The sequence below is a fragment of the Propionimicrobium sp. PCR01-08-3 genome, assembly GCF_030286045.1.
Lineage (GTDB): Bacteria > Actinomycetota > Actinomycetes > Propionibacteriales > Propionibacteriaceae > Brooklawnia.
Map to the genome: position 1 here is coordinate 1619440 of NZ_CP127390.1, position 25422 is coordinate 1644861.

Consider the following 25422-nt stretch of genomic DNA (forward strand, 5'->3'; position numbering starts at 1 on the left):
AGCTACCACACCCGGATTCCAAACCTGCGGACACATCGGCCGGACAGCAGACCAAATCGTCGTCACGTAACCCGGTTCGCAATCAGACCGATTGGGAACCCTCCAGGATGGAGTGGTCGGAGCAATGCGGACTACTGCAGCGACCTGTTCAATCCGGGCAGCGCCTGGTGAAAACGAGGCCGATACGAAACGGCGCCCAATCCGGACACCGCGCCCGGCCCGAGCCCTCACAAGGCCCAGGCTACAAGTCGGTATCCAGGGCACGGCGCAGGTCATCCTCACACGGCAAGACTTGCTGCTCGGCGGGAGGCAGCAAATCGTAGCTGGCGATCGCTATCGGCTGGCTACTTCCGGCCAACGAGTAACGGACGACCCACTCGTTCTTGTCCCCTGATTGGGGGAACATGGATAAGTCGATAACTGGCTCAGATTCACGGCCTCGTAGTTGACGCGAGGACGGTGCGACATCCTTGCTCACGCAATAGCAGGATCCGATGGGTCGAGACCTGCGGCAGCCAGCGCAGCAGACACGTGCAGTGAGGTGGTCGCGAATACCGGTACCGGCGAGTCGGCCTCGCTGATCAGCAATTCGATTTCCGTGCAGCCCAAGATAATGCCCTGAGCTCCGGCCTCCACGAGGTGTTCGATGACGGCTCTATATGCTTGCCGTGATTGTTCGGCCACGATGCCTTGCACGAGTTCGGAGTAGATAATGCGATGCACCGTGGCACGATCTTCGACATCGGGGATCAGCGAGGTCACACCGTGCTGGGCGAGCCGTTCCCGGTAGAACGGCTGCTCCATCGTGAACGCAGTTCCCAATAGACCGACAACAGAAAGCCCCGTCGACGTGATGGCCTCAGCCGTGGTGTCGCCGATATGAATGAACGGGATGCTGACGGCCCCACTGATCTGGTCCGCAACAATATGCATGGTGTTGGTACAAAGCACGACCAGGCCTGCCCCCGCCGCTTCCAGCCCCTTCGCATGATCTGCAAGAACTCGTCCGGCTTGGCCCCAATCACCCGCGGCTTGCAGCCCTTCTATCTCGGCGAAGTCAAGAGAATCGAGCAGGACGGGCGCCGAGTGATAACCGCCGAGCCGCTCCCGGACTCGCTCGTTGGCCATCCGATACCAATCAAGCGACGACTCCCAACTCATCCCACCAAGAACACCGATCGTCTTCATGCCAGCCAATCGTATGAGACGGCACTTACGCGCGCCGACAATGGCCTCAACGAGCAATACAGCTGGAAGACTACCTAGCTGAGCACCACGTTGATCGAGCCGCATTCGAGGTGGAGAAAACCCGCATGCTTGCCGAAGCGCGGTCCATAGGCTTCGCGAGTTACGGGAACAAGCAGGATTGACACAGACCGAGTTTGCCGACCATGTCGGAGTCGGCCAACGGCAGGCTTCGAAGATCGAACATCGCGACCTTGAAATCACGAAGATCGGAGCCGTATGCCGATCCCTCGCAACCGGCTGTTTGCACGCGGCACCCGTGCTTTGTAGAACTTTGGACTGGGAGTGAGAAGGTCGATTACACCCAGCGACGCTCCTTGTGCGCCCAGATCTTCCCACCGGCTTGCCTCATAAGGACCGGATCGAGGAGCTGGGAAGCAAGTTCCGCCGCTGTCCCCACTGCTCGATAGTCCGAGCAGTGGGGGACGGACTTACTCAGCTTCACATAACCGGACCCCCACGTGGACGGCACGCTGAAAGCAGTAAATGGTTCCATCTGACGCCGACGCCGTTCCGTATCAAGCGCAACCGCGAGCGCGTCACCATCGATGTCTTGAGTAACGGCAAATACGATGAGATCGACGAGGTCCTTCTCACGGCTGGAAACTCGACCCTCGTAATCAGTCATGGTCGCACACACCTTGCCGGCAATCTGGTCGACGACCGGATACAGACGATACGGGTTGCTTATAAGCCGTGGGAGTTCAAGCGCTGTTGCCGGAGTAGCTGTGGTCACTTGGTCGGTCATACCTGCACCGACTGCGAGATCAATGTGCAGCGAGCCCTTCGCCGTCACGCCGATGAAGATGTTGAAAGTGACGCGATACCCGTCAGTGTATGGCTGAGCGTCAGCGCCGATCGTTGTCTCGTGACTTGCATACTCGAAGCGGAAGTGGTCACCCAGGTCGATCGCGGCCAAACGTCTCAGATCCACCAGCGCCTGGTCGAGGGTAAACCCCTGCCGGTACAGGTCGATATCCTTCGTGGAACGGGTTGATGGGATGCGCGCGAGCATGCCCGCTCCTCCCTTCAGCACCCACTCTGAATCCGCGCCTTCTGAGAAGATGCGGCTGAGAAAGCGATTGAAGTACTCCAGTTGGATCCGCTTGTTTGTGTCGAGCGCCGGATCCGCTGCGGCAGCTCTCTTCGCAGCATCTTTGATTGCAGCCTCGACACCTCGTGCCGTCCCGTAGGGCTCATTCGATTGCGTCATGATGCTCCTCGGAGTCGGTTGGTGCTGCAAGCTCAGGTTGAACCTGCAGCGCGGATGGGAAGGTAATGTTCTTCGTCCATTGCTGTGACAGATTCGCGAGTGCCTGTATGTTCAGCGCATCAGCGGCTGCCCGGGTGAGACCGAGCGATTCAACTGAAGGGAGCATCTTGGAGATTGCGGCGAGCTGCGGTCGTAGCGCGCTTTGGACGGTCTCCGCCAGTTCGGCCGTTATAGCCGGTTTGGGCAGTTTTATCTCCGCCATCATCTTGCGAAGGCCTGCGCCCTGCTCTGTAGACAGGATGTTCTGAAGATACTCAGCAGCTACTCGGGCGCCTAGGACGGGGTTCGCGGTGATACGACGGGCGACAGAGTCGAGATCAAGCCCGGCAATTTCTGTCAGCCTGTCGAGTAGCGCGGAACCGTCGTTCTTCTTGAATCCATTTCTCTCGGCGAGAGGGCTCAGCAGTTCGCTCAGACGGTCGAGATCAACGGAGTACTTCTTCATTGCGGTGCCCAGAGCGTCGGCTACGAGACTCTGGTCTCCTAGATCTTCGAGTAGATCAGCCAGCGTCCGCTCGATCCGCATCACCGGGAGACCCTGAACTACTGTGACATCACGATCCGCGAGTCCACGTTGCCGAAAGCGGATCCCCTCCCGCTGGCTCTGTCGCCGAATTGGCGCGACGAACTCATGACGACTAGCCCACGAATCGCCCACTCCATGAAGGGATGCCGCCGAGGTGCTCCCCACCACGACTCCACTCGTCGCATCACTGATGCGATCCTCCGCAAGTCGTTTCGGTTCCGTACCCAGCCAGGCTGCGCGGAGATCATCGAATTCGTTGGCAGGTGCACCGGAATCCTTGTAGACACCATGCGCCAGCCGTTCGAGATGTCCCGCCTCGGCAAGACGAGAAAGCATCAGACGAGTCACGCCAAGCGCGCTCGCCTGAGCAGTCGTCACCATGCCCCATTGACTGGCTGTGACACCCGCTAGCTCACGAAGCGCATCATCCGCTTTCATGCTTTAATTGTATCGGTTATTTAGATACTTTCCAAGTGTTTATTCTCGTATCAGAGGCAAGATGAATCACATCTGCCGATTGAGGTCGGCTCGTCTCGAGTTTGTGTAGCGTCGTGTGGAAATGGCAATTCACATGACGAAGAGCCATCACACCAGGAGTTTGCCACTCGAGTTCGCGGTACCGCCCTCAGTCTTGTCACACATGCCCAACCGTCAGAAACTCGTCGATCGTCCTCTACAAAGCCAGCTCCGCACGCTCGAGGTCGAGCCAGCACCATATTTCCTGTCAGCCCGGCGCCTCCTGCACATTGCTCCCCCTCACGCGTCAGCCGGACTGTACGGTCGCGCAACTTCGGGGAGGGGATATTTCTCATTGAGCGGGATGAAAATCAAGATTCCTTTCCGGACACTTTTACTCTCCATCAAGCACGACGCGCTTCAGCACGGCCGTCATCGAGAATAAGGTTCATGCGATGAAGCTGGGTCGGAAATGCCCTGTAGGGTGACCCCATGGACGGAGAAATGTGCGACGACGTCGCTCTCGTCCAGCCGCATCGGGGAACTGCGCTCGCCACTGAAGTCATCGAGTTAGGTGACTCGCAGCGGAGCCTACTTGGGCTGTCTCCTCGATCAGCGTGGGAGGAGGCTTTCGAGGAAGAGCGCGTTATCGCCGCTCGAACAACCGGAAGGATCGCTGCGTCATTCATCGCGCAACACGGGATCCAGTCACCACCAGCATCAAAGATGAGATGACGAAAGCAGCGCCTGAAGCTCATTCCTGGAGACCCAACCCGCTAATCCCGCACCGATTTCAGTGAAAAAATCATCTGCTAATCATCGGCTGGATATTTGGCGCTTTGCGTTAAACCTAGTCAAAGGCACATTCATTGGTGGGCGATACTGGGTTTGAACCAGTGACCTCTTCCGTGTCAAGGAAGCGCGCTACCACTGCGCCAACCGCCCATGTTATGGAGTTATTCGCTACCGAGGTGGGTACCGGATTTGAACCGGTGTAGACGGATTTGCAGTCCGTTGCCTCGCCTCTCGGCCAACCCACCACGCGAGAGCCTGTCACGTGAGAGCCGCGGCCTCATGCGACACCCTCTCCGAGCGGACGACGGGATTCGAACCCGCGACCCTCACCTTGGCAAGGTGATGCTCTACCAGCTGAGCCACGTCCGCATGTTTCATTTTCAGTTCGCGTCTTGTCGAAGATGACCCCTCGTTCAGGCGCATGGAAAACCATAGCCCACTCGCCAATGCTACGCAAAATCACGCGTTGACTCATCGTAGATGCCCGCGTAGCGCGAGTCGTTGACTCATTTGAAGATGCCCGCGTGGGATCTATAACGAATGGAGCTCACGATGGCAGCGCGTAAAGCGATTATGAAGGCGCAGTTGGCGAAGTGGCCGAAGGCGACCAAGACGGAGAAGGGTCAGATTCTGGACGCCGTCTGTGCGGTGACTGGCTGGCATCGTGACCATGCCCGTAAAGCGATCCGGACCATGCTCGCTAACCCTGACCCGCGCCCACGCCGGCCACGGACCCCTCTCCAGCGCTACGACCAGGCCGCGGTCGATCTGTTGACCCGCTGCTGGGCGATACTGGACGGGCCCTGCGGTAAACGCCTGCGACCCGCACTGCCCGAAACCCTGGCCAACCTGACCCGGCACGGACACCTCGACAACACACCCAGCGAGGCCATCGAGCAGGTCCAGGCCATGTCCGCGGCCACGATCGATCGCCGTCTCGCTCCCGCCCGGGTCGGGCTAGTCGCCGGTAAGGGCATGTCCCACACCCGTCCCGGATCCCTGCTGAAGACCTCGATCCCACTCAAAACCTGGGCCCAGTGGAACGACACCGTCCCCGGCTTCATCCAAATCGACCTGGTCGGCCACGAAGGCGGCGACAACAACGGCCAATTCCATTACAGCCTGGACGCCACCGACATCGCCACCGGCTGGACCGAAACCATCACTGTCCGATCCAAAGGCGAACGCATCGTGTCCGCCGGACTGGACCAACTCCACCTCCGATTCCCGTTCCACATCGCCGGCATCCACTCCGATAACGGCTCCGAATTCATCAACCACCACCTGCTGCGCTGGTGCACCACCCGCCACATCACCTTCTCCCGGGGCCGAGCCTCCCACTCCAACGACCAAGCCCACGTCGAAGAGAAAAACTGGTCAGTCGTGCGCCGCAACGTCGGCTACTACCATAACCACCCTCGCTCACCAGAGCTCAGGCCAAACCAACGAAGGACGAAGACCCGGGCGCAGATCGATCCACCAACCTCAATTGGCGTTGCGGCCGTCCTTCGGCTAACGTTGTCCTCCGCGGGCGATTGGCGCAGTGGTAGCGCGCTTCGTTCACACCGAAGAGGTCACTGGTTCGAACCCAGTATCGCCCACGAATACGATAGGCCATCTGGCTAGGAGATTCGCCTAGACCAGATGGCCTAAAGTTTTGTCCGTGCAACATTCATGCAACCTCGGTGTGTCGGATGCAATCGCAGGTATGGGCGTCATACACACACCTTCAGCGAGCCGCGCAGGGCTTGAGTGTCGTCAGAGAGCTGCGCGTGCGTTACGCACGTGCCTTTTTCGGTGAAGCCAACGAAAAGACTCCCCGAAGGCCAGGAAACCTTCGGGGAGTCTTTCTAACGGCGCGTCCTGAGGTGAACGCATTGCCCGGCGCTCTGCCGGACATCTTTGGGGCTACAGCGCTTTGACGCGGTAGCGGTCGAGCACCTGGCGTTCGAGTAGGGTGAACCCGGCCCAGCCGGCGATGCTGTAGGAGCGTGGGCCTTCGGTCTCGCTGATTCTGAGGCCTGACGGGTTCTTGAGTACTCGTGCGGTGACCGAGTAGATCACTGCCCGGATTTCGTCGGCACACATGTCGTCGTCGAAGCCCTTGCCCCTGGTGTACGCCTTGGCCAGCGAGGTCACCAGGGGCAGGACTCCGGTCACGTCTTCGGTGTTGAACTCACCGTCCCCGGCCAGCCAGGCCAGGGCTTCGCCGGCAGCCGGGGCCTTCATCTCTGCCATGATCAGCGGGTGATGCCGGTCAGGGTGACGATCGCTTCAGGGTTCAGCGGTGCGGCGTCGTAGCGGGCCACCACGCGGATCGCCTGCTGGTCGTAGTCGGCGAACCGCTCGGTGAGGATCTTCACACTCGGGGCCATGTCGCGGGCCACGGCGATCTGAGAGAAGTCGACGAGGGCTGCGCGGCCGGTCTCGGCGTCGTCCGGGATGCGGCTGGACACGATGACTGGGCATCCCCACAGCCGGAACACGCCGTCGGCGGTGGGATCGGCCTGCAGAAGGTACTGGTCGTTCTTGTCCTTGACCTTGCGCAGCGCCACGAAGTCACCGGGGGTCAGCAGCCACTTGAGGCCGGCCATGTTGACGTTGGCGGCCAGGGCCAGGCCCCAGGCGGTCAGGAGTGCGTCGAGGCTCAACGCACCGCCCACAGCGAGGGTCTGGGTGCCGGTGTAGGCGAACAGGCCCTTGGGAGTCGTGACGCCGTCGCCGGCAGCCGACAGGAACTGCGCATCGAGCTTGGCTGCCACGTCGTTGACGAGCCGGTCCTTGATAGCTGCGTCCAGGCCGATGGCGGACTGGCGGGCCAGCTCGTTCGAGTAGCGGGTCAGCGTCTTGACGGACTTCATCGTGGACGGCATCAGGGTGACTTCGTCGAACTCGATGTCGCGCTCACCGATCTGTTCGTTCTCGCCGGTGAAGCCGAGCCCTTCGGCGGTCGCCGGCTGGTTCTTCGGGATGCGGATAGGTCCGGCGGTGTCGAAGATGCGCGGGCCTGCGGCGAGGAAGACGCTCTGCTCTTGCAGCGGCGCGATGAGGATCTTCTGGATTTGCTCGTACGTGAGTTCGGTTGCGGTAGTGGTGTCGACAGACATGAAAATAGCTCCTAGCGGGCTTGGTTTCGGTTGGAAACGTTCGCCCGCCAGGAGCTAAACGGGAGTGTCAGGGAGTGCCTGACTCCGTGGACCACATCTTCACTATATACCCCAGGAGGGTATATCGGCTAGCTCTTACGTTCGATTGTCATGATCACCCCGCGGGTGTAGGCGTAGGGCTCGCCGATGATCTTCCACTTCTTGCCGTCGGGGTAGATCAGGTCCCAATCAGAGGGGATGATGGCCTCACCCCGCGGCAGTGAGAGCGTCCTCGTGTCGGTGGTCTGCACGGCTCCCTGCTCGTCCTCGTCGGTACTGTTGGGCCAGTCGGTGCAGCCCTCGATGGTCCGCTGGCGTGGCGGGTCGATCGGGTTGCCGTACTTGTCATACTCCTTGATTTCGGCCACGAGCGTGAACTCGAACTTGCGTCGCCATCTGCTCATCGGGTCACCACCTTTCCGGCAGCAGGGGCTTGCTCCGGCGCACACTGCGCGGCATCGGCGGCAGCGGAGGTAGCGGCTTGGGGTCTGGTGCATACTCCTTGGCGATGGTCTCCAGGGCGTCGGCGATACGGCGCAGCTCGATCAGAATGTAGTCGCTCATCGTGCACCTGCCCGAAGCATGGCGGCCAGGTCGACGTTCCCGCCGTCCGTCTGCTTGGCTCCCTGGCCGATGTCCCCGTGCGGCATCCGGGTCGCGTAGTGCGGGTGCTGGCTGATCAGCTCGTCGATGGCGGCGTCCAGCCTGCTGGGATCGTCCAGGATGGTCTCATCGAACGGCAGATCGTTCGGGTCGGCCAGCTTGCCTGTGGCGGCCACCCTGAGGGTGAACACCTCACGGGCCAGATCCTCGGCGCGCTTCGCCTTCACGCGGGCCTCAGCGGCTTCTTTGCGGATCTTCTCGACGTACTCCCGCGGGAAGGTATCGGCGTCGTCCTGCAATGCGTCGGTATTGCCGACGCCATCGGCCGGGTCGATGACCTCAGTAGTGCTTAGGGTGTCGATCGAGCCGACACCCTCACTAGTAGTAAGGGATTGGCCATTGACGCCGTCAGTAGTGCTGACGCCATCGGTCCCGGTGGTGGTCGGATCTTCGGTCAGTTCGTCACTCATTGCTTGCTCCTGCCATCTGGTTGTTGATCTGGATAATTTCGTCGTTGCTGTAGCCGAGCTTGCGCAGGGCGTATTCACGGGGCAGCACACCTGCGGCCACGAGCTTCACGGCAGCGTCGGCGTCCTGTGCGACGCTGCGGGTGGCGGGGTCGGCCCACGAGATGCGGGCCTTGATCTCGGCGGGGTCTTGGCCGGTCCTGACGGCCACCATCAGCCGGGCGACTTGCTCCCAGCTCCGGCCGAATGCCGACTGCCTGGCCTCAACCCTCGCCGTCAGCGAGGCTTCGGACGCCCGCAAGGAATCGGCGCTGGCCGGCTGGTCACCGTAGGCACCCAGGTAGTGCGGCGGGAGTCCCGAGACAGCGGAGAGTTGGGCCTGCAGCACCCTGACGGCGGCTTCGTATCCGGCGAGGTCAGTGGCGTCGAGCTGGCCGAACTTCGAGGCGGGATCTTCGGCGAGCATCATCCGGTTGGTTTCGGGGAACGGGTTCACCGCGTGGGTTTCCCCGTCCTCGTCCTCGACCTCGATCGCCTCGATACCGGTCGCCCATCTGCGCGGGCGGCCGCTGTACTCGCTCGACACCATCAGATCGGCGAGCAGCTTGTTCAAACCGTCGGCCAACGGGATGATGTCGTCGAGTTCGGACGAGGGCCCGCTCAAGATACGATCCGAGCCCGAGAACGGGATCACCGGGACCACGCCGAACGCGTTGGGCACCACAGTGGTGGTCGTGAAGCCGCTAGTGGCTCCTACGGCGTCCGAGTGCAGTCGGATGATCTGGTCGGGCAAATACAGCACGGCCTCGGTGCCGGTGGGCTGGTCAGGTGCCCCGGCCGTCCAGCGCTTCACAGCAGCCACCACAGCCCTGGTCGCAGGATCTCGCTCGACGGCGACCTGGTGGGCGCTCTCCACAGTCACCAGCGGGGTCCCGACGGCATCGGCCCAGACGATCACGAAGGATTCACCGAGCACCAAGGCTTCGCGATGCACCACACCAGATGTTTGGTCCAGGTCGTTGGCCAGCCAGTCATTCCACAGCTGCGGCGCGGCCTGCCCATCGATCGTCAGCCCGGTGACCCGCAACCGCTCGGCCAGCGAGTGCACCGCGATACGCGGCACGTTCGAGGCCATGCGATTGAACCGGGTGCCGATAGCCTCCCGTGCCTCGGGCGTCAGGAACGCCAAGGGCTGCGTCCCGGCATAGTAGTTCTCAAGTGTCGCTCGTCGTGCCGCCCCGGCATCGAGCGCGGTCAGCATTCTTGTCAATTGATCCATCATCTTGTCTCCTTTTAGAAACTCATTGCCCGTCGGCGTTTCGGTTTATGCGTGGCTTTCCAGGTGGCTCGCGAGTGGCCCATAATCGCGGTCACAGCCAGGTCGATATGGCGGGCCGAACTCTTGTTCTCTTTCCGTATTCGGACCCCTCGCACGTCATCGGTCAGAATCGCGTTCCCGATATGGCGGGCAAGATCCGGCGTCCCGTCATGGCTAACTTCGTGGTTAAGGCAGGACTGCACGAAGTCGTTGGTCGCCGGAGTCATCCGCACCGCCGTTTGCGGGAACTCGGTCGTCGGTATTCCTTCCTCGGCGATCACCTGCAGCGTCCGCGCCCAGCGGTACGGGTCGGCGGTCAGCTCGATCACTTTGTACTGCTTGGCCAGCTCCCTGATACGGTCCTCCACCTCAAGGATCGGGACCCGGTAGTCGTCCTGGCCGGCGGGCGGCTCCCAGATGCCACCCAGGTTCATCAACGGGCTGGTCGACACCTGCGTAACCAGCAACGCGGTGGAATCCCCGTTGAACGAACCATCCAGGGACAGCACCACATCGGCGCCGTCCGGGATGATCTCACCGGTGGCCAGCTCAGCCCACAAACCAGCAGGCAGCAGCGATGCGTCATCCTGCTCGACCCACTCGCCCAGACGCGCCCTACGGAACTCCGACTCTCTCGTCCGGGGTGGAAGCACCGACTTGAGATGCGGACGGCTCACAAGGTCATCCAGGCCCGGATTAGCCAGCGCCCAGCAGTGCTCGCAGTCCACCGGATGGCCGATATCACCCGCATACTCCACAAGAGCCAAGTCGGGCTGCGGGTTCGCCCTGGCCTCCAACACCAGATCAAGCATCGGCGAGGTCTCCCGCCAGCTCGGCGGCGAAGGCGTGCCAATCATCAGCATCTGCGACTCAGCCCGTTTGCCGGTCGAATTCACCAGCGACTCGTAAGCGTCACGACGGCAGAAACCGATCTCGTCCATGATCGCCAGCGACGCGTCCTCACCCTCGATCCGGGCCGACTCGCCAGGCAGAGCCAAGATCTGGGAATCGCTACCAGGCATGTAAATGCGGTCCTTGTAGACCTGGCAGCGCTCGCCCATATCCTCGTTCAGCTCGACCATCCTCGCCGCGATATGCAGCAGACGAGAACTCGACCGCTCGTCCTGAGCCACAATCACGACCCGCGCGCCCTCGATACCACTCATGAACACGTGGAAGAGTCCCAAGGCGGCCACCAGAGTCGACTTACCCTGGCCACGAGGCAACGACCACAACGCCATACGCGGCCTCGGATCATCCAACAAAGAGCCCGCCAACTCGATCTGCCAATCCCGCAGCTTCATCGGCTTACGCGCGCCCGTGCCCTTCGGGGTGACGACGTACTTCGAGCAGAAAAGAGCGAACTGACGAGCACCCTTCGACCTCGGGGACCACTCAAGCGGGGCCTCAACCGCAGAGCCCTTCGGACCCGCCTTCACGATTCATCCTCGGTGAGTGATTGAAAATGCGACTGCCGGACGCCCCGCCCGGAAGAGCCAATCGGGTTATCCCCCCTGGTATTCCTTTCACCACGAGCCGAACCACGACGGTTATTGCATTTCTGACAAACCACATCGACATCCTGCAATCGAATAGGCAACCCCAATTCATGCCTTTCCCACGCAATAGGCAAATGGTCACACGTCAGATTCTCCGTAGTCCCACAATCAGAACAGAACGGCTGCAAACGACGAGCACGCAAGCTGAGCTTGTTCCAGTTCGTGTCATACCCAGCAGCACGCGACGCTCGCCTCGGCCGATCAGACCGGTGCCTCACCGGATGCTCATCACAACGACCCGACGCGCACGGCACACCACACACGACGCACGGCTTCAACACGGCACTCATTTGCCACTCCTCGAACTTGTCGGGGCTTCGCTATGTTGGCGAACTGAACTTGTCGAACTAGAACCTGTCTCTATAGAGACAGGTTCGCTAGGTTCGGAAGGTGTCGGAAAGATATCGTCCGCTACCTTTGGCTTTTTGGTCTCTGGTATGGCATAGAGCACGCCACCACCACGTCCTTTCCGTGGCTTCTGAATGATCGACCCATCGGCCACAAGAGACTCTCTGGCAGCTGTGAACGCAGCGTCCTTGTGCCCCGAAAGCGTCTTGAGGTCGTTGCCGGACATGCCGTCGGGAAACTCGTGCTGACGGTTATTCAGCAGATTCAGAATGATTTCCCGATCGGTGATCTTCTCGTGCTCGACCTTGGCTTGCTTACGCGAACCGTTACCGGTCAGGGTCAGGTGGCGGGTCTCGGGGTCGAATTGCAATTCGTCTTCCGACACCTCGACATCTCTGCCAAATGCGGAGAAATAGCGGGAATTATCATCGTCATCATTCGGCTTCACAATTCGCCATAAGGCATCCGGCCAGTCTTCAAGTGCGGTCGAGCCTCGGGAGCGTTCGCCTTCCCAACCGGCGTGGTTCGTGAGGAACAGATCGAGCGCCCTCACCTCGGAGCGAGTGAAGGCTTCGAGGTCCATCAGGAAACGGGTGACTTGGCCTGCGTCATTCTGGTTGTCTCCCGTGAACGCTCTGCCGAACGGATCGACGATCAGCGCCTCGGTGTTGTGCGCTCGCAACGATTCGGTGAGCTCGGCGCGACTTTCGGGGTCGCTGAGCGGGTTCGATCTGCCGCGCAGGTTGACGAGCAACACGCGGTCGTGATCGACCCCCATATCGTCCAGCCATCGTGCAAGCTGAGGTCCGCTCACCTCATAGTTCAGCATCGCCAGATTGCCGTCTAATCGCTTCACAGCGAACCGATCGAGAAACGGCGCCCCCGTAATGAGACAACGCGCCAGATTGCCGCTGAGCGTCGTTTTGCCTATCTTCCGCTGGGCAGTGATGAGGGTCGATGCCTCCCATGGCGCCAGGCCTTCGATCCTGTCCGACTCGGGCGTCGGCCTAGCCAGCACCTCGGCCAGTGTGCCCAGGTCGAGCGGATCCCGTGGTGGCCGGTTCTCAGCCTCGATCAACTCTTGGGCGGCACGGGTGACACGCATACGATGCGCCCGTTGCCGGACCTCACCATCGAACGACAGCTCGGGATACTCGGGCGATGTCTCGATATCGTCGGGCGGAACAAGCGACCGTATGCTCTCCGGCAGCTGGGCCGGGCTGACCTCCTTGGCGGGATCTCTGTCCCCGCCGAACATGGACGTCATCAAGCAGCACCTCCGAGCGCGTCCACCCACTGCGCAGCGCCGTTCGTCAGTGCGTCGAGCCACAGCAACCGAGTGGCATCGTGCGGACACTCAACATTCACTGAGCCGAGATTCCCGCCGTACTCGCGGAGGTAGTCGATGGCTAGCGGGATGCGCTGGCGAGGATTGACGACCAGCACCACGGCGGTGCCCCGCGGCGCGTCGACGACGCCCTTGATCTCGCGGTCAACATCGTTAACACGTCGAAGATCGACACGGCTGATACCGCGGCCAACATTGAGGCGATTTGGTATGATATTCCCGGCAACGGGATTTGCTCTACTGACCGCTCCGGCTCCATCCAGGCCGGAGCGGTTTTCTTTGCGCTGGTTCATTAGGCGACGACCTCCGTGACTGCAGAGGGGATAGGTTTTAGCGCGCATTCAAGATCGGTGACCCTAATAAGGATCTTCTTCCGGCCCAGTCGGTATGCGGGAAGTGTGCCATCAGCAATGAGTTTGCGGATAGTGTCAGTGGACACGCCTAGATACGTGGCAGCGTCAGCAACACCACACATTGCCGGGCTGATTTCTTGCATCGCGCTCACTTCCGGCCTCCCTCGGTCATTTCGATGGGTTCGAATGCGGCGTCAACTTGGGCCAGATTGACCCGGATGATTCGGCCATTAAGCCTGTAGGCGTCAACGCGGCCAGAACGGATAAGACGGCGGATGGTGTCAACTGAGACATTCCAGCGGGCAGCGGCCAGTTCAGGCGATACGTGCTCAGCGACAGGGTTTTGAATATCAAGGTTTCCCATGATTGTCCTCACTGGGTTTTGGGCATGAAAAAACCCGGAGGCGTTAGAGCCATCCGGGTTTAGAGATTGATAGAGAGATTCAGTTATTCAGGCGTGAGGGTATGTCTTACCTAGGGAGGCATGACACCTCCCCTCAGGGCAAAAACTACTTATTCAGATTCAGCCGGTTTGATGTTGTTTCGCTCTGCGTATTCGGTCACCGACGCCAGGTCAACCACCGGGTCCCCGTAGGAAGTCACGCCGGCCAGCCGCAACTCACCGATCTCTGCGAGTTTAATAAGCTCGTTCCACGACATATTCAGCAAGCGCTCCGCTTGGAACATTGCTCTCACGCCACCGTCATCATCATCGATGACGGTGATTCCCTTAGACGCTGCGAGCGCTACTACTTCGTGCTTGAAGTACATAGCGCGAGGTTGAAGGTTCGTGAACTCGGGGTGGTCCGCGTATTGGTACCCAGCCACCGAGAGTTTGCCCCGATGTATCCATACGCGGATGGTCGCCTCTTTCACATCGAATATTCCGGCGACTTCCCAAGCTGTAAGACAATCGGCAAATTGGTCATTCATCGCTAACCGATCTGATTTTGGGTGCACAAAAACACCAAGTGGTCGTTACAGTACCACACTCTGCCATGTTGTGCACGCACACCCACAACGCTCACACCATGCCTCCGGTCGCAAGAGCCGACAATCGAGTCGCGATCTCGGCGTCTCGGGCGGCAGCAGCGTGCTGATATAACAGAGCCGCACCTGGTGTCGAATGTCCCAGCCGATTCATCAGTTCTGCGAGTGTCGCGCCGGTCTGCGCCGCCAACACTGCACCAGTGTGCCGTAGGTCATGGAAGTGCATCGTGGGGTGGCCGGCCAAGACTCTGGCGCGATAGAACCCCCAGCCTCCGGCATACTGCTTTCCCCCGTCGGGCGTCCTTCTGGCTGTGGGAGCACGACCGTACACTGACGATGGTGCGAGTGTGCCGCCTTGAGCGGCGGGGAAGACGCGACCGTTACGGCCAGGCTCTGCGAACCTATCGAGATGGTCAGCAATCGCCAGCCTGAGGTGCGGCGGGATCGCTACGTCGCGAGACCCTGCGTCAGACTTCGGCGTGTCGATATGAACCTCGCCGCCTGCTCGGGTCACACCACGACGAACTTTGATTTGCATGTTCGTGAGGTCGATATCCTTGCGTCGTAGCTCAGCCAGTTCACCAAACCGGAGCGAGCACCATGCCGCCAACAGCACCAGCAGCCGATGACGTTCAGGCATGGCCTCGACCAGCGCGGCCAGTTCACTGATGGTCAACGGGGTTACTTTATGCGCTCTAGTCACATTCCCGGCCCCACGGACATGACACGGGTTTGCTGCAAGGTAGCCATCTTCGATGGCACCGCCAAGGATTGTCCGGAGCAGCGAATATGCACGAGCGTTCTGTGTCGCGGTCTTCGGTAGTCCCTCCCACCAGACCGAGACGAGCTCGCGGGTAATGGCGGTCAGTGGCAACTTCCCGAAGTCCGGGGAAAGCACTGACTCCAGTAACCGGTCATACTCGGCACGTGTGCGCGGCTTGAGGGCTCGTCCTTTCACGATGCGACGCTCGATCCAACTTGAGGCGTAGTCACCGAACAGGGGAACTTTACGGCGTTTGCTGCGCTGGCCCCGCTGCGACGGCGGTAACCACTCGTCCAGATCAATAAGTTTGCGCTCAGCAGCGAGCCATGCCCGCGCCGTGTCTTCGTCATCGAAGGTCGAAGCGGCCTTGTAGACGTGCGCATCTGGGCCGGTGTAAGCGACTTGCCATCGTCCGCTTGGCAGCTTACGGATCCGACCGAACGATCGTCGGGAGCTTCCCTTGACCGGGCCGGGGCGGTGATCCTGCGACTGCGTGTCGTGCAACATACATGCAACATAGCAGCCAGAATTAGCCTACGTCTACCGACGTGTGCATATTGTCGAGCAGCGACACTGTTTTGCATATGCACTAGTGAAGTCAGCTATGATAAGCGTATAAACAGTGTCATTCGATAGATAGATAGCACTGGTTCGAACCCAGTATCGCCCACCTAGTGAACCCGCAATTGAGGCAGTTCGTGACGTTAGCGTGACACTACGCACCTGAGTTAGGCCACAACAAGGCCGCTTCGTCTATCGTCACTAGATCTGGACAAGATCTATCAACGACCAACTCAACGGTGAGAACCCCGCGCAGATCTTTGACATTCCGACGGGCAGCCACTTGCAATTTCAGTGCCTAACCGGGAGGCTCATGGTGGCGGCCCGGCACCCAGCCGCGTCCGCCCACCATAAGGAGACGAGATGGAAGTCATCATCTGCTCGACTGCAGCAGATGCGGGCCGAACCGCGGCCGGCAAGGTCACCCAGATAGCCAAGGCCTGCGGCCCTGAGGCCGTGATCGGGTTCTCGACCGGCTCTTCCCCACTGGCCACCTACGCCGACCTCACTCGACGAATCGACTCTCGCGAGCTCGACCTCACCCAAGCCTGGGGATTCGCTCTGGACGAGTACGTCGGCCTCCAGCCCGGCCACCCCGAAAGCTATGCAGAAGTGATTCGTCGCACGGTCACCGAGCCACTGCAGATGAACCCTGACCGCGTGTTCACGCCCAACGGATTCGCCGAGAATCTCAAGGTGGCGGGCGCTCAGTATGAAGAGCAGATTCGGGCGGTCGGCGGCGTCGATGTTCAGATTCTCGGCGTCGGGGCCAACGGACATATCGGGTTCAACGAACCAGGCTCATCCCTGGCATCACGTACCCGGATCAAAACCCTCACCTCCCAAACGCGAGTCGACAACAGCCGATTCTTCGCGTCCCTCGACGAAGTCCCCCGTCACTGTCTCACTCAAGGTCTCGGAACGATCATGGACGCCAAGAATGTGGTGCTCGTCGCCCAGGGCGAAGCCAAGGCCGACGCGATCGCAGCGCTTGTCGAAGGAGCAGTCAGCGCCGGTTGCCCAGGATCCGTGCTGCAATTCCACCGGTCCGCCACCATCGTCATTGACGAGGCAGCGGCGATCGAGCTGAAGCACGCCGACTATTACCGCGAAGCCTTCGCGTTCAAACCCTCGTGGCAACGATTTGAGTAGCTGACATGATCATCGAAGCGGGTGAGGTTTTCACCGGCGAGATTGCGCACTCTCCCGGCTGGATCCAACTTGATGGCGAACGCATCACTGCGGTAGGTGAAGGCACCGGCCCGGCAACGCCCGATCTGAGCTTCATGGATGACCGAATCGTTCCGGGATATGTCGATGTGCATTCCCATGGTGGCGGGGGTAGCTCATTCAGCACCACCCTGGACGACGACATCGACCGCGTTCTGGCGACCCATCTGGCTACCGGCACCACCACGATGATCGCCAGTCTGGTCACCGCCTCACCGCAGGTGCTGCGCGCTCAGATCGAGACGCTGGCCACGCACGTCCGGTCGGGCGACATCGCGGGCATCCATCTTGAGGGGCCCTGGTTGAGTCCCATCTACAAGGGTGCTCACGATCCGGCCTTACTATGCGCCCCGGCCATCCCGCTGCTGGACGAACTCGTCTCCGCCGGCCAGGGCGCCATCAAAATGGTCACCATCGCGCCCGAACTTGACGGCGGCATCGAGGCCATCAGGTTCCTCACCGAACGTGGCATAGTTGTTGCCCTCGGACATACCGACTGCTCCTACGATCAAGCCCGTGATGCTCTCTCGGCAGGAGCAACCGGCGCGACTCATCTCTTCAACGCGATGGCACCGCTGCGTCACCGTCAGCCCGGTCCTGTTCTGGCTCTGCTCCGCGACCAGGACGCGCGCATTGAGATCATCTTCGACGGCGTCCATCTGCACCCCGACTTGGCGGCCTCGGTGCTACAGCAGGTCGGTGACCGTGGCGTCTTGGTGACCGACGCAATGGCGGCCACCGGCCAGCCCGACGGGCGCTACCTACTCGGCGAGCTCGAAGTGAACGTCGATCAGGGGATCGCAAGACTGGCCGGCACCGACACAATCGCGGGTTCCACGCTACGTCTCGAGTCAGCGGTCAAGAACGCCGTCGAGGCCGGTCTGAGCGTCCACGATGCCATCCATGCAGCAACAACCGCGCCCGCCGAATATCTGAACTTGCCCGATGTCGGTCACCTCAAGCCGGGAAGTCTTGCCGACCTTCTGGTACTCGATGACGAACTGACCGTCGAGTGCGTCATGCGCCGGGGCCATTGGGTTTGAACGAATCATCTGGGTGCTCACCATCGTGCGGCGGCAAGAGGCCCCCTGGCTGCTACCAGAAACTCTCAGCAGCAATCAAGCGCGTCCAAGAAAGGGCGCCTAGATCTGCGGACGCATGCCCCTAGGGGCACAACACCGAAGAATCTTTCGTCACGAGAACTCGCCTAAGCGACAGCCTCCCTGGCAACTCCGGCAGTTTTATTGCATTCGTGTCTCAGGATCTGAGACTCGATTTGCCATGCGTACATCAGCCGTCGCATCTTAGAGGCACGTGACGCGGCAACGGCGCCGGGCCTTCAGCAGTATATGAGGGAAGGGCAGGCAGCTGATGAGCGCTCCGGCGTTGATTCTTCTTGCGCAAGGCACGACCGACTCGCAGGTCGAGCAGGTGTATCACACTCTGCGACACGAACTGCAGTCGAAGCGGCCGACCATTTCTGTTCATCTTGCCTTTGCCGATAGTTGCCCCCCAACTGGCCCTCAGGTGATCGGTACGTTGGCAAATCGAGGCGTCGATGAGGTCGTGTTGGTTCCGCTCGACCTGTCTCGGGTGTGCGGCCCAACCGACAAGATGGCCGCGGTTCTCGATTCTGTGCGAGCGCATCGTCCCGAAGTGAAATCGATCATGGCTCGTCCTATCGGGCCGGCCGTTGAGCTCTTGAACGTGCTCGATGTCAGGTTGCGCAATGCCCTGTCGACAGTGCACGCCACCGAACTCGACGGGCTGGTTCTGCTCACACCATCGTGGGGTGACACCCGCGGCGCCGGCCTGATTGCCCGTCGCGCACGACAGTGGGCCGCCCACCACAGGCTTCCGGTGCTCGTGGCGCACGCCGACGGCTCCGGCCCGGATGTTGCGTCCGCGATCGCCAGTCTTCGTCAGGTTGGACGCCGCAATATAGCGGTGGGTTCGATGTTCATCTCGCCCACCGAAGCGTACCGGCAGCAGGCGGAGCTGGGGCTGGATTCCGGGGCGTTGGTCATCAGCGCTCCCCTGGGTGCTGATTCCCGCCTCGGTGAATTGGCGATGGCCCGCTACTCGTTCGCTGCGATGGAACTGTTGGACGACGAGTTCGCCACCGATTCCGCCGAGGCCGATGAATCGACCGGTCAGGACAGCGTCCGTCAGGTGATGTGAGAACGGCGTCCACAGGCTGCGAGCCAGCGTGCATATTCACGGGGGTTCACTTTGGCCAGCAGCCGCAATTCGGCCGTTTCAACCGAAATACGACTACCAATGACGCGGATGCCGCCTCGCGTGGTGTGCCTTAACCCGAAATGCGACTCAGGTCCCTCCAGCTAATTACTGCTGCAGTAATTAGCTGTCAGCCCCTTATTCACGCTGATCGGTAGGCGATGAATAATCGCTGTGAGGCCGTCGCTGCTTGCTCGGTTGCACACGCGGCGGCTCGCCCGGCATCTTTGGATACTCGGGCGGATACGGCATATCGGTCAGTCCGCTCTCGATGTCGTGGCCGTAGCGCTCAAGTACCGCGTCCAGGCTCTGCGGCGTCGAGGCGTACAGCGGCGCCCACACATCGCCCCTCTCGCGGTACCGGTCGGCCATGGTGAGCACCGTGAAGTCGTCGGGATGAGCATCCGGCAATTCGTCCCAGGTCAACGGCGCTGAAACTCTGGCCTGCGGCACCGGACGCACCGAGTAGGGGCTCGCCATCAGCCGGTCGCGAGCCATCTGATTGAAATCGACGAAGATACGCTCACCGCGTTCTTCCTTCCACCAATCCACACTGACCTTGGCAGGCATCCGCCGGGCCAGCTCGCGTCCGATCGCGATCACGGCATGCCGGGCGTCCACGAACGGCACCGGCTCGATCATGCAGAAGACATGCACGCCGCGTCCACCGCTGGTTTTCGGATAAGGCTCCAGCCCGAACTCCATCATGACCGTGCGCAGTTCGAGCGCGGCAGCAACGGCATCGCGGAAATCGGTGCCGGGCTGCGGATCCAGGTCAATGCGCAGTTGATCGACGAGATCGACTTCGGGAGCGCTGACCGGCCACGGGTGGAATCGCAGAGTACCCAGATTCATCGCCCAGATGATCGTCGCAAGATTTGACGGGGTGATCGCCGTCGCCGGGCGTCCGGAAGGAAATTTCACCTCGGCGACATCGACCCACTCCGGACGCTTCTCCGGTGCACGTTTCTGATAAAAAGCATCGCCCTTGCCGCCCGCGCGGGTGGTGAGTTTCATGCCCTGGCGAACCCCACCCGGCCATCTTTCCAGTGTGGTCGGGCGCATCTTCAGTCCAGCCAGGAATCCCTCGCCAACGCCCATCGCATAGTTCGCCAGATCGAGCTTGCTGATGCCCAGTTCGGGAAAATAGACCTTGTCGGGGCTCGATAGCCGTACCTCGATCCCCTCGACATCTAGTTGCACCGCCGGTGTCGCCATTGCACAAGCGTAATCGAACCGCCTGCGGGTTGAGCCGAATAGCTACTCTGGGATGCGCCGAAAGGAGCCAACCATGACGAACTCGCTGCCCGGATCGGGCACATTCAAACTCACCGACGACCAGTGGCGGCTCAGGCTCGACCCGGACGAATTTCATGTGCTCCGCGAAGCCGGAACCGAAGCCCCGTTCGTCGGCGAATACACCGATCTGGAGACCGAGGGCATCTACCGCTGCCGCGCCTGCGGGACGGAACTCTTCCGCTCCCACACCAAATTCCCCTCGCATTGCGGTTGGCCGAGCTTTTTTGCTCCGCTGGCCGAGGACCGCGTCCGTTATCTCGAAGACCGTTCGCTGCCGGGCCGGCCCCGCATCGAGGTGCGGTGCGCGAACTGCGACTCACATCTGGGCCACGTCTTCGAGGGCGAGGGGTACGACACGCCCACCGACCTGCGTTACTGCATCAACTCCATCAGCCTGACCTTCGAGCCCGCTGCGGACGACGCCTCTGCCGCGTCACCGGACGGCAACTCGGAACCCAACGACTGAGCTTGTCGGCGCGTCTGCCGGACGATCACGCAGGTCACGCTTATTGTCGAAGACGTGCTTAGCGAGATCCGTACCCTGGTGAGCGGTGGCTCATCGTTTGAACGGGTCACCAGCGCCATCGAGGCCTTCAATTGGCGGCCCGAGATTCAGGCCGAGCAGATTCCCGCACCCCAGCGAATCGCACCATATGCGTATGCGCTCGAAGCCGGGGTGACCGTAGGAACCGACGATGAGGCAGGAAACGGACGCCTGATCATCCTGCACGATCCGAAGGGCAACCAGGCCTGGAACGGCGACTATCGCTGCGTCAGTTTTGCCCGAGCCGATGTCGGTTTGGAGATGGTCACCGATCCGCTCCTTGCCGAGGTCGGGTGGACCTGGCTCACCGAGGCGCTGGAAGGGCAAAACGCGAGCTATCACGATGCCTCGGGAACCGTCACCGCAGTCTCCAGCCGTAGTTTCGGAGAACTCGCCAACGAGGCCGATCGCGCCGAGATCGAGATCCGCGCATCATGGACCCCGGAACTGAAAGAAATGCCCGATATCGTCCCCCACCTGACCGCATGGCAGGCCCTGCTATGCATGACCGCCGGTATCCCCCCGCTCGCCGACGGCGTCGTCCAGCTGACCAACCGACTGGAGCGACAATGAGCAGCGCTCCGGCGCCCGAGCTGGACGATCTGCCGGTGTTGGCCGCCCCTGTCGGAGGCGTGCCCACGGTTACCGACACTCCCCGGGCAAGGTCTGCCGCCATCGCCGCGTTGCAGGCAGGGACGGGGGCTGTCGCCATCGATGTCGAGCGCGCACAAAGCTTCCGGTACTCCGGGAAGGCGTACCTGCTGCAGCTCAAGCGTCCAGGTTCGGGCATCATTCTGATCGACCCGGAGGCCTTCGAATCTGCCGAAGCCGAGGTGGCGCACCTGGCGGCGCTCCAGAAACTGATCGGCGACGAGGAATGGATCATTCACGCCGCCACCCAAGATCTGCCCAACCTGGTGCAATTGGGGCTGCGTCCGACTCGCCTTTTCGACACCGAACTGGCCGGACGACTGCTCGGGCTGCCGAAGGTAGGCCTTGCTGCCTTGGTCGGACGCTACTGCGGCGTCCGGTTGCTGAAGGAGCACGCGGCCGCCGATTGGTCGAAACGACCCATCCCGGGCGAGTGGCTCACCTACGCGGCGCTCGATGTCGAGCTTCTGCATGAGCTGCGGGTGCAGCTGCTGGCGGAGTTGACCGAGGCCGGCAAACAGGAATGGGCGAGGCAAGAATTCGAGTGGCTGTGCCGGTGGGCGGTTCGTCCGATTGCCTCGCAGCCGGATCCGTGGCGCAGAACGTCGGGTTCGCACCACGTGCATACCCCGCGCGGGCAGGCGATCGTCCGCGAGTTGTGGACGGTACGTGACAAGCTGGCTCGCGAAGCCGACAAGGCCCCGTCCAAGATCGTGCAGGACAAGGCGATCAGCGAACTGGCATCGTTCGTGACTCGCGATCATCCGGCGGTGCCCGGCGTGCGCGAGCTGCGCTTGGTCGACGGGTTCAAACGCCGACAGGCCCGAGCCCATCAGGCGAACTGGTTGGCGGCGCTCGATCGAGTCGCTCAACTACCGAAGAATGAACTTCCGCCGGTGCGCGGCAGCAATGCCGGCAATGGCATTCCCGCACCGCGCAATTGGGAACGGTTGAATCCGGACGCCTGGCATCGCTGGGAGCGCGTGCGTCCGGCTGTCGTCGCGCTGGCCGCCGACCTCAATCTGCCGGTCGAGAATCTCATCTCCCCCGATGCCCTCAAACATGTGCTGTGGGGCTTGGACGCAGGGTTGAGCACGGAGTCGGTCTCGGCGCAACTGGCCGGTCGCGACGCCCGCCCCTGGCAGCAAGAGCTGGTTGCGCCGGTGATCGTCGGCAAGCTCGCTTGATGCCATCCGCCCACGAGTGGAAACCTCGTGCTAACGAAGATCGAACTCGGGCGTCCGGACGGATGAATCCGCGGGAGTGAATGAACTGATCGTTTCGGTGATCTCCCGCGCGACAGATTGCGGGGTGAGCCCGATTGCCTCCAGCACCTCGCCACGGCTGGCCGGCTCCAGATACCGTTGCGGCACGCCGAATTGCCTCATCGGTACCTCTATCCCAGCGGCATCCACGGCAAGTTCGAGATGTGACCCTAGCCCACCGACGACCAGATTGTCCTCCAGCGTCACGACGAGCCGGTGATCTCTCGTCATCTCGACCAGCGCGTCGCTGACCGGCAAACCCCACACCGGATCGACAACGGTGACGGTGATGCCTTGCGCGCGCAGCAATTCTGCGACCTTCAGCGCGCGCGAGCACATCGCCCCCCACGCCACCACCAATACCTCGGCTCCCTCATCGACGGACAACAGATCGATGCCGTCTCGTCTGCTGACCGCGGGAATCGGATCAGGAAGCTTCTCCTTGCTGTAACGGATCACCGTCGGGGCATCGTCGACCTCGACCGCCATCCTCAAAGCCTCAGCCAGCCGAGGCTCATCGCGAGGGCTCGCGAGCATCAGACCGGGCACGATTCCGGCGATCGATACGTCCCACACACCGTTATGGCTCGGGCCGTCGGGCCCGGTGACTCCCGCCCGGTCGAGAACGATCGTCACCCCCAGTTGGTGCAGCCCCACATCCATCAGCAGTTGATCGAACGCGCGATTGAGGAAGGTCGAATAGACGGCGAAAACCGGATGCAGGCCTGCACGGGCCAGGCCGGCCGACATGGTCATCGCGTGTTGTTCGGCTATCCCCACGTCGAATGTCCGTTCAGGAAACGCCGCCGCGAACCGCGTCAGGCCGACGGGGTGAAGCATGGCCGCTGTCAATGCCACCACGTTCGGATGCGAATCGCCGAGCTCCATCATCTGCTGGGCAAAAGCATCCGTCCAGGTTGTCTGCACGGCCGTGCTGATGGGCTCGCCGGTGACCTCGTCGATATGGCCGACCGAGTGAAAGTGGTCGGCCTCGTTGAGCTCCGCTGCCCTGAAACCGTGACCCTTCTTGGTGATGGCGTGCACGATCACGGGCCCACCGAACCCTTTGGCCAATTCGAGTGCCTGCAACAGTGAATCGAAATCGTGACCGTCGATCGGTCCAAGATATTTCAACCCGAGATCGCTGAACATCTCCTGGGGCGCGAGCATGTCCTTGAGGCCGGATTTCATGCCGTGCAGCACGTCGTAAGCCGTCCGCCCGAACGGCGCCCGTCTCATCTGAGTCTTGATGGTCTCCAGGGTCTGTTCATAGCGCGGGTCGGTGCGAATTGCCGAGAGCTGTCGGGACAGCCCACCGACGGTCGGAGAGTACGAGCGTCCGTTATCGTTCACGACGATCACCAACGGCAGATCGTCGGAGATCGCGATGTTATTGAGTGCCTCCCAGGCCATGCCGCCGGTCAGCGCACCGTCACCGACCACCGCAACCACCGTTCGATCACGTTGACCGCGGAGTTTGAAGCCATGGGCGAGCCCTTCGGCCCAGCTCAACGCAGTGGACGCGTGCGAGTTCTCCACCCAGTCGTGCTCGGATTCAGCGCGGCTCGGGTAACCCGACAACCCGCCCTTTTGCCGTAACGAGGTGAAATCTGCGCTGCGGCCGGTGAGAATCTTATGCACGTAGCTCTGATGGCCGGTATCGAAAACGATCGGATCATGCGGCGAATCGAACACCGTATGCAGCGCAATCGTCAGTTCGACCACTCCGAGATTGGGACCGAGGTGACCGCCGGTACGACTGACATTGGAGATCAAAAACTGTCTGATCTCCGCAGCAAGCTCGTCCAACTGCGGACGCTTCAGGTGGCGGAGATCACTCGGTTGACTGATCGAATCCAACAAGGCCATATGTCCGAGGTTACCGTTTTACCCTGATCGGTTCACTACGCCGGGCGGCCATAATCGGTTTTCGTCCGTGCGATCTCGGTCGTTCTTTGATCAAGTCTCGCCTGCACGAATGAAGATACCTGCGCGAGGGCGGGCCGGGCGGCAAGGCTCGATCAATTCCTGACCGCGCGGATGAATACCTTGCCCCGCAACGCTTCTTCCACCAACGCAATCGCCTTGCGAACCGTCAGCAGACGCAGCTCTTCGGCCTCGTCGTCCAGCAGGCTCGGTTGGTCGCTTTCGAGACCCTTCCGCAACTCACAAAGGTCGCTTTCGACATTATCGGCGGCAAACCGCGCCAAGAGCGTCGGATGTCTTGTCAATGTCGGGTACTCCCGGTATTCGCTCGGGCATGATTCGAGCAGCCATCGTGTCGCGTCCTCCTCCCACCCAGGCGTACCGGGCGCACCGACCATCTCGGGCCAGCCTGATGGCACAAAGACCTGGATGGGCAGCTCATGTGTTGCGGGGCAAAAGATAGCAGCGGTCATCTCGTCCTCCTGTTCGTAGTTCAGGACTCCCAATCCCGCCGACCT

Annotated in this window: 26 protein-coding genes, 4 tRNA genes and 1 pseudogene; 9 read left to right on the forward strand and 22 right to left on the reverse strand. The window is 61.2% G+C overall.

Annotated elements, in window-relative coordinates:
* Window positions 1–474: 474 nt before the first annotated feature.
* Window positions 475–1188 carry an aspartate/glutamate racemase family protein gene (locus QQ658_RS07390; RefSeq protein WP_286027007.1) on the reverse strand — a complete coding sequence of 238 codons (714 nt, stop codon included), beginning with the start codon at window positions 1186–1188 and terminating at the stop codon, window positions 475–477.
* Between the two features lie 178 nt (window positions 1189–1366).
* Here QQ658_RS07390 and QQ658_RS15415 point away from each other — a divergent pair, with 178 nt between their 5' ends.
* Entirely contained in the window at window positions 1367–1534 is a 168-nt protein-coding gene (locus QQ658_RS15415) for a helix-turn-helix domain-containing protein (protein ID WP_502928942.1), read from the forward strand.
* Window positions 1535–1543: 9 nt separating this feature from the next.
* On the opposite strand, the gene QQ658_RS07395 is transcribed toward QQ658_RS15415, so the two are convergent.
* From QQ658_RS07395 to QQ658_RS07415, 5 genes are all read right to left on the reverse strand, one after another.
* Window positions 1544–2458, reverse strand: a complete 915-nt coding sequence (locus QQ658_RS07395) for a nucleotidyl transferase AbiEii/AbiGii toxin family protein (protein WP_286027008.1) — start codon at window positions 2456–2458, stop codon at window positions 1544–1546.
* Complete coding sequence (locus QQ658_RS07400) at window positions 2442–3482, reverse strand: type IV toxin-antitoxin system AbiEi family antitoxin domain-containing protein (RefSeq protein WP_286027009.1); 1041 nt, start codon at window positions 3480–3482, stop codon at window positions 2442–2444. The genes QQ658_RS07395 and QQ658_RS07400 overlap by 17 nt, the downstream gene beginning before the upstream one ends.
* An 888-nt stretch (window positions 3483–4370) precedes the next feature.
* Window positions 4371–4445 (reverse strand) — tRNA-Val (locus QQ658_RS07405).
* Between the two features lie 24 nt (window positions 4446–4469).
* Window positions 4470–4540: transfer RNA gene (locus QQ658_RS07410), tRNA-Cys, on the reverse strand.
* Window positions 4541–4591: 51 nt separating this feature from the next.
* Window positions 4592–4664: transfer RNA gene (locus tag QQ658_RS07415), tRNA-Gly, on the reverse strand.
* A gap of 606 nt (window positions 4665–5270) precedes the next feature.
* Between QQ658_RS07415 and QQ658_RS15420 the strand changes: the two are divergent.
* Window positions 5271–5573: pseudogene (locus tag QQ658_RS15420) on the forward strand (ISNCY family transposase); the annotation flags it as partial.
* 251 nt (window positions 5574–5824) lie between these two features.
* Window positions 5825–5896, forward strand: a tRNA-Val gene (locus tag QQ658_RS07425).
* A 307-nt stretch (window positions 5897–6203) separates the two neighbouring features.
* On the opposite strand, the gene QQ658_RS07430 is transcribed toward QQ658_RS07425, so the two are convergent.
* The 13 genes from QQ658_RS07430 to QQ658_RS07490 all read right to left on the reverse strand — a co-directional run bounded on the left by QQ658_RS07430 (window position 6204) and on the right by QQ658_RS07490 (window position 15697).
* Window positions 6204–6533 (reverse strand): hypothetical protein, encoded by a 330-nt coding sequence (locus QQ658_RS07430; protein WP_286024247.1) that lies wholly within the window; start codon window positions 6531–6533, stop codon window positions 6204–6206.
* A 2-nt stretch (window positions 6534–6535) separates the two neighbouring features.
* Entirely contained in the window at window positions 6536–7402 is an 867-nt protein-coding gene (locus QQ658_RS07435; RefSeq protein WP_286024248.1) for a phage major capsid protein, read from the reverse strand.
* Between the two features lie 128 nt (window positions 7403–7530).
* Window positions 7531–7845, reverse strand: a complete 315-nt coding sequence (locus tag QQ658_RS07440) for a hypothetical protein (RefSeq protein ID WP_286024249.1) — start codon at window positions 7843–7845, stop codon at window positions 7531–7533.
* A 4-nt stretch (window positions 7846–7849) separates the two neighbouring features.
* Entirely contained in the window at window positions 7850–8005 is a 156-nt protein-coding gene (locus QQ658_RS07445) for a hypothetical protein (protein WP_286024250.1), read from the reverse strand.
* Window positions 8002–8514 carry a hypothetical protein gene (locus QQ658_RS07450; protein ID WP_286024251.1) on the reverse strand — a complete coding sequence of 171 codons (513 nt, stop codon included), beginning with the start codon at window positions 8512–8514 and terminating at the stop codon, window positions 8002–8004. The genes QQ658_RS07445 and QQ658_RS07450 overlap by 4 nt, the downstream gene beginning before the upstream one ends.
* Window positions 8507–9793, reverse strand: coding sequence for a phage portal protein (locus tag QQ658_RS07455; protein WP_286024252.1), 1287 nt, complete (start codon window positions 9791–9793; stop codon window positions 8507–8509). Before QQ658_RS07455 ends, QQ658_RS07450 begins: the two co-directional genes overlap by 8 nt.
* Before the next feature lie 11 nt (window positions 9794–9804).
* Window positions 9805–11268 (reverse strand): terminase large subunit domain-containing protein, encoded by a 1464-nt coding sequence (locus QQ658_RS07460; protein WP_286024253.1) that lies wholly within the window; start codon window positions 11266–11268, stop codon window positions 9805–9807.
* Between the two features lie 406 nt (window positions 11269–11674).
* Window positions 11675–13003: an AAA family ATPase gene (locus QQ658_RS07465; RefSeq protein ID WP_286024254.1), complete on the reverse strand. Its 1329-nt coding sequence runs from the start codon at window positions 13001–13003 to the stop codon at window positions 11675–11677.
* Window positions 13003–13377: a hypothetical protein gene (locus tag QQ658_RS07470; protein ID WP_286024255.1), complete on the reverse strand. Its 375-nt coding sequence runs from the start codon at window positions 13375–13377 to the stop codon at window positions 13003–13005. Before QQ658_RS07470 ends, QQ658_RS07465 begins: the two co-directional genes overlap by 1 nt.
* Window positions 13377–13580 (reverse strand): helix-turn-helix domain-containing protein, encoded by a 204-nt coding sequence (locus QQ658_RS07475; RefSeq protein ID WP_353057955.1) that lies wholly within the window; start codon window positions 13578–13580, stop codon window positions 13377–13379. Before QQ658_RS07475 ends, QQ658_RS07470 begins: the two co-directional genes overlap by 1 nt.
* Before the next feature lie 5 nt (window positions 13581–13585).
* Window positions 13586–13801 carry an excisionase family DNA-binding protein gene (locus QQ658_RS07480; protein ID WP_286024256.1) on the reverse strand — a complete coding sequence of 72 codons (216 nt, stop codon included), beginning with the start codon at window positions 13799–13801 and terminating at the stop codon, window positions 13586–13588.
* A gap of 149 nt (window positions 13802–13950) precedes the next feature.
* Window positions 13951–14370: a hypothetical protein gene (locus QQ658_RS07485; protein WP_286024257.1), complete on the reverse strand. Its 420-nt coding sequence runs from the start codon at window positions 14368–14370 to the stop codon at window positions 13951–13953.
* A 91-nt stretch (window positions 14371–14461) separates the two neighbouring features.
* Window positions 14462–15697, reverse strand: a complete 1236-nt coding sequence (locus tag QQ658_RS07490) for a tyrosine-type recombinase/integrase (protein WP_286024258.1) — start codon at window positions 15695–15697, stop codon at window positions 14462–14464.
* Window positions 15698–16114: 417 nt separating this feature from the next.
* Between QQ658_RS07490 and nagB the strand changes: the two genes are divergently transcribed.
* The 3 genes from nagB (at window position 16115) to QQ658_RS07505 (ending at window position 19162) form a co-directional block, all read left to right on the forward strand.
* A complete protein-coding gene (nagB, locus tag QQ658_RS07495) occupies window positions 16115–16903 on the forward strand; it encodes a glucosamine-6-phosphate deaminase (protein ID WP_286024259.1) in 789 nt (262 codons plus the stop codon).
* Between the two features lie 5 nt (window positions 16904–16908).
* The gene (nagA, locus tag QQ658_RS07500) at window positions 16909–18024 is read left to right on the forward strand and encodes an N-acetylglucosamine-6-phosphate deacetylase (protein ID WP_286024260.1); all 1116 of its coding nucleotides are present in this window, start codon (window positions 16909–16911) and stop codon (window positions 18022–18024) included.
* Window positions 18025–18352: 328 nt separating this feature from the next.
* The gene (locus tag QQ658_RS07505) at window positions 18353–19162 is read left to right on the forward strand and encodes a sirohydrochlorin chelatase (RefSeq protein ID WP_286024261.1); all 810 of its coding nucleotides are present in this window, start codon (window positions 18353–18355) and stop codon (window positions 19160–19162) included.
* A 195-nt stretch (window positions 19163–19357) separates the two neighbouring features.
* On the opposite strand, the gene QQ658_RS07510 is transcribed toward QQ658_RS07505, so the two are convergent.
* Window positions 19358–20437: a DNA polymerase domain-containing protein gene (locus QQ658_RS07510; RefSeq protein ID WP_286024262.1), complete on the reverse strand. Its 1080-nt coding sequence runs from the start codon at window positions 20435–20437 to the stop codon at window positions 19358–19360.
* A gap of 73 nt (window positions 20438–20510) precedes the next feature.
* Here QQ658_RS07510 and msrB point away from each other — a divergent pair, with 73 nt between their 5' ends.
* Genes msrB through QQ658_RS07525 form a run of 3 tightly spaced genes read left to right on the forward strand, consistent with a single transcriptional unit; the run spans window position 20511 to window position 22900 of the window.
* Window positions 20511–20984, forward strand: coding sequence for a peptide-methionine (R)-S-oxide reductase MsrB (gene msrB / locus QQ658_RS07515; protein WP_286024263.1), 474 nt, complete (start codon window positions 20511–20513; stop codon window positions 20982–20984).
* A 54-nt stretch (window positions 20985–21038) separates the two neighbouring features.
* Window positions 21039–21635: a DUF3000 domain-containing protein gene (locus QQ658_RS07520; protein ID WP_286024264.1), complete on the forward strand. Its 597-nt coding sequence runs from the start codon at window positions 21039–21041 to the stop codon at window positions 21633–21635.
* A complete protein-coding gene (locus QQ658_RS07525) occupies window positions 21632–22900 on the forward strand; it encodes an HRDC domain-containing protein (RefSeq protein ID WP_286024265.1) in 1269 nt (422 codons plus the stop codon). The genes QQ658_RS07520 and QQ658_RS07525 overlap by 4 nt, the downstream gene beginning before the upstream one ends.
* 30 nt (window positions 22901–22930) lie before the next feature.
* Here QQ658_RS07525 and dxs read toward each other — a convergent pair whose 3' ends face one another.
* Both dxs and QQ658_RS07535 read right to left on the reverse strand, forming a co-directional pair.
* On the reverse strand, window positions 22931–24847 hold the full coding sequence (dxs, locus tag QQ658_RS07530) for a 1-deoxy-D-xylulose-5-phosphate synthase (RefSeq protein ID WP_286024266.1): 1917 nt from the start codon (window positions 24845–24847) through the stop codon (window positions 22931–22933).
* Window positions 24848–24999: 152 nt separating this feature from the next.
* Window positions 25000–25377, reverse strand: coding sequence for a hypothetical protein (locus QQ658_RS07535; RefSeq protein WP_286024267.1), 378 nt, complete (start codon window positions 25375–25377; stop codon window positions 25000–25002).
* Between the last annotated feature and the right edge of the window lie 45 nt (window positions 25378–25422).

Bases quoted from the DNA above. Each gene is read 5' to 3' on its own strand.
- QQ658_RS07390 (WP_286027007.1), bottom strand. From the start codon at position 1,188: ATGAAGACGATCGGTGTTCTTGGTGGGATGAGTTGGGAGTCGTCGCTT.
- QQ658_RS07395 (WP_286027008.1), bottom strand. From the start codon at position 2,458: ATGACGCAATCGAATGAGCCCTACGGGACGGCACGAGGTGTCGAGGCT.
- QQ658_RS07400 (WP_286027009.1), bottom strand. From the start codon at position 3,482: ATGAAAGCGGATGATGCGCTTCGTGAGCTAGCGGGTGTCACAGCCAGT.
- QQ658_RS07430 (WP_286024247.1), bottom strand. From the start codon at position 6,533: ATGGCAGAGATGAAGGCCCCGGCTGCCGGCGAAGCCCTGGCCTGGCTG.
- QQ658_RS07435 (WP_286024248.1), bottom strand. From the start codon at position 7,402: ATGTCTGTCGACACCACTACCGCAACCGAACTCACGTACGAGCAAATC.
- QQ658_RS07440 (WP_286024249.1), bottom strand. From the start codon at position 7,845: ATGAGCAGATGGCGACGCAAGTTCGAGTTCACGCTCGTGGCCGAAATC.
- QQ658_RS07445 (WP_286024250.1), bottom strand. From the start codon at position 8,005: ATGAGCGACTACATTCTGATCGAGCTGCGCCGTATCGCCGACGCCCTG.
- QQ658_RS07450 (WP_286024251.1), bottom strand. From the start codon at position 8,514: ATGAGTGACGAACTGACCGAAGATCCGACCACCACCGGGACCGATGGC.
- QQ658_RS07455 (WP_286024252.1), bottom strand. From the start codon at position 9,793: ATGATGGATCAATTGACAAGAATGCTGACCGCGCTCGATGCCGGGGCG.
- QQ658_RS07465 (WP_286024254.1), bottom strand. From the start codon at position 13,003: ATGACGTCCATGTTCGGCGGGGACAGAGATCCCGCCAAGGAGGTCAGC.
- QQ658_RS07470 (WP_286024255.1), bottom strand. From the start codon at position 13,377: ATGAACCAGCGCAAAGAAAACCGCTCCGGCCTGGATGGAGCCGGAGCG.
- QQ658_RS07475 (WP_353057955.1), bottom strand. From the start codon at position 13,580: ATGCAAGAAATCAGCCCGGCAATGTGTGGTGTTGCTGACGCTGCCACG.
- QQ658_RS07480 (WP_286024256.1), bottom strand. From the start codon at position 13,801: ATGGGAAACCTTGATATTCAAAACCCTGTCGCTGAGCACGTATCGCCT.
- QQ658_RS07485 (WP_286024257.1), bottom strand. From the start codon at position 14,370: ATGAATGACCAATTTGCCGATTGTCTTACAGCTTGGGAAGTCGCCGGA.
- QQ658_RS07490 (WP_286024258.1), bottom strand. From the start codon at position 15,697: ATGTTGCACGACACGCAGTCGCAGGATCACCGCCCCGGCCCGGTCAAG.
- nagB (WP_286024259.1), top strand. From the start codon at position 16,115: ATGGAAGTCATCATCTGCTCGACTGCAGCAGATGCGGGCCGAACCGCG.
- nagA (WP_286024260.1), top strand. From the start codon at position 16,909: ATGATCATCGAAGCGGGTGAGGTTTTCACCGGCGAGATTGCGCACTCT.
- QQ658_RS07505 (WP_286024261.1), top strand. From the start codon at position 18,353: ATGAGCGCTCCGGCGTTGATTCTTCTTGCGCAAGGCACGACCGACTCG.
- QQ658_RS07510 (WP_286024262.1), bottom strand. From the start codon at position 20,437: ATGGCGACACCGGCGGTGCAACTAGATGTCGAGGGGATCGAGGTACGG.
- msrB (WP_286024263.1), top strand. From the start codon at position 20,511: ATGACGAACTCGCTGCCCGGATCGGGCACATTCAAACTCACCGACGAC.
- QQ658_RS07525 (WP_286024265.1), top strand. From the start codon at position 21,632: ATGAGCAGCGCTCCGGCGCCCGAGCTGGACGATCTGCCGGTGTTGGCC.
- dxs (WP_286024266.1), bottom strand. From the start codon at position 24,847: ATGGCCTTGTTGGATTCGATCAGTCAACCGAGTGATCTCCGCCACCTG.
- QQ658_RS07535 (WP_286024267.1), bottom strand. From the start codon at position 25,377: ATGACCGCTGCTATCTTTTGCCCCGCAACACATGAGCTGCCCATCCAG.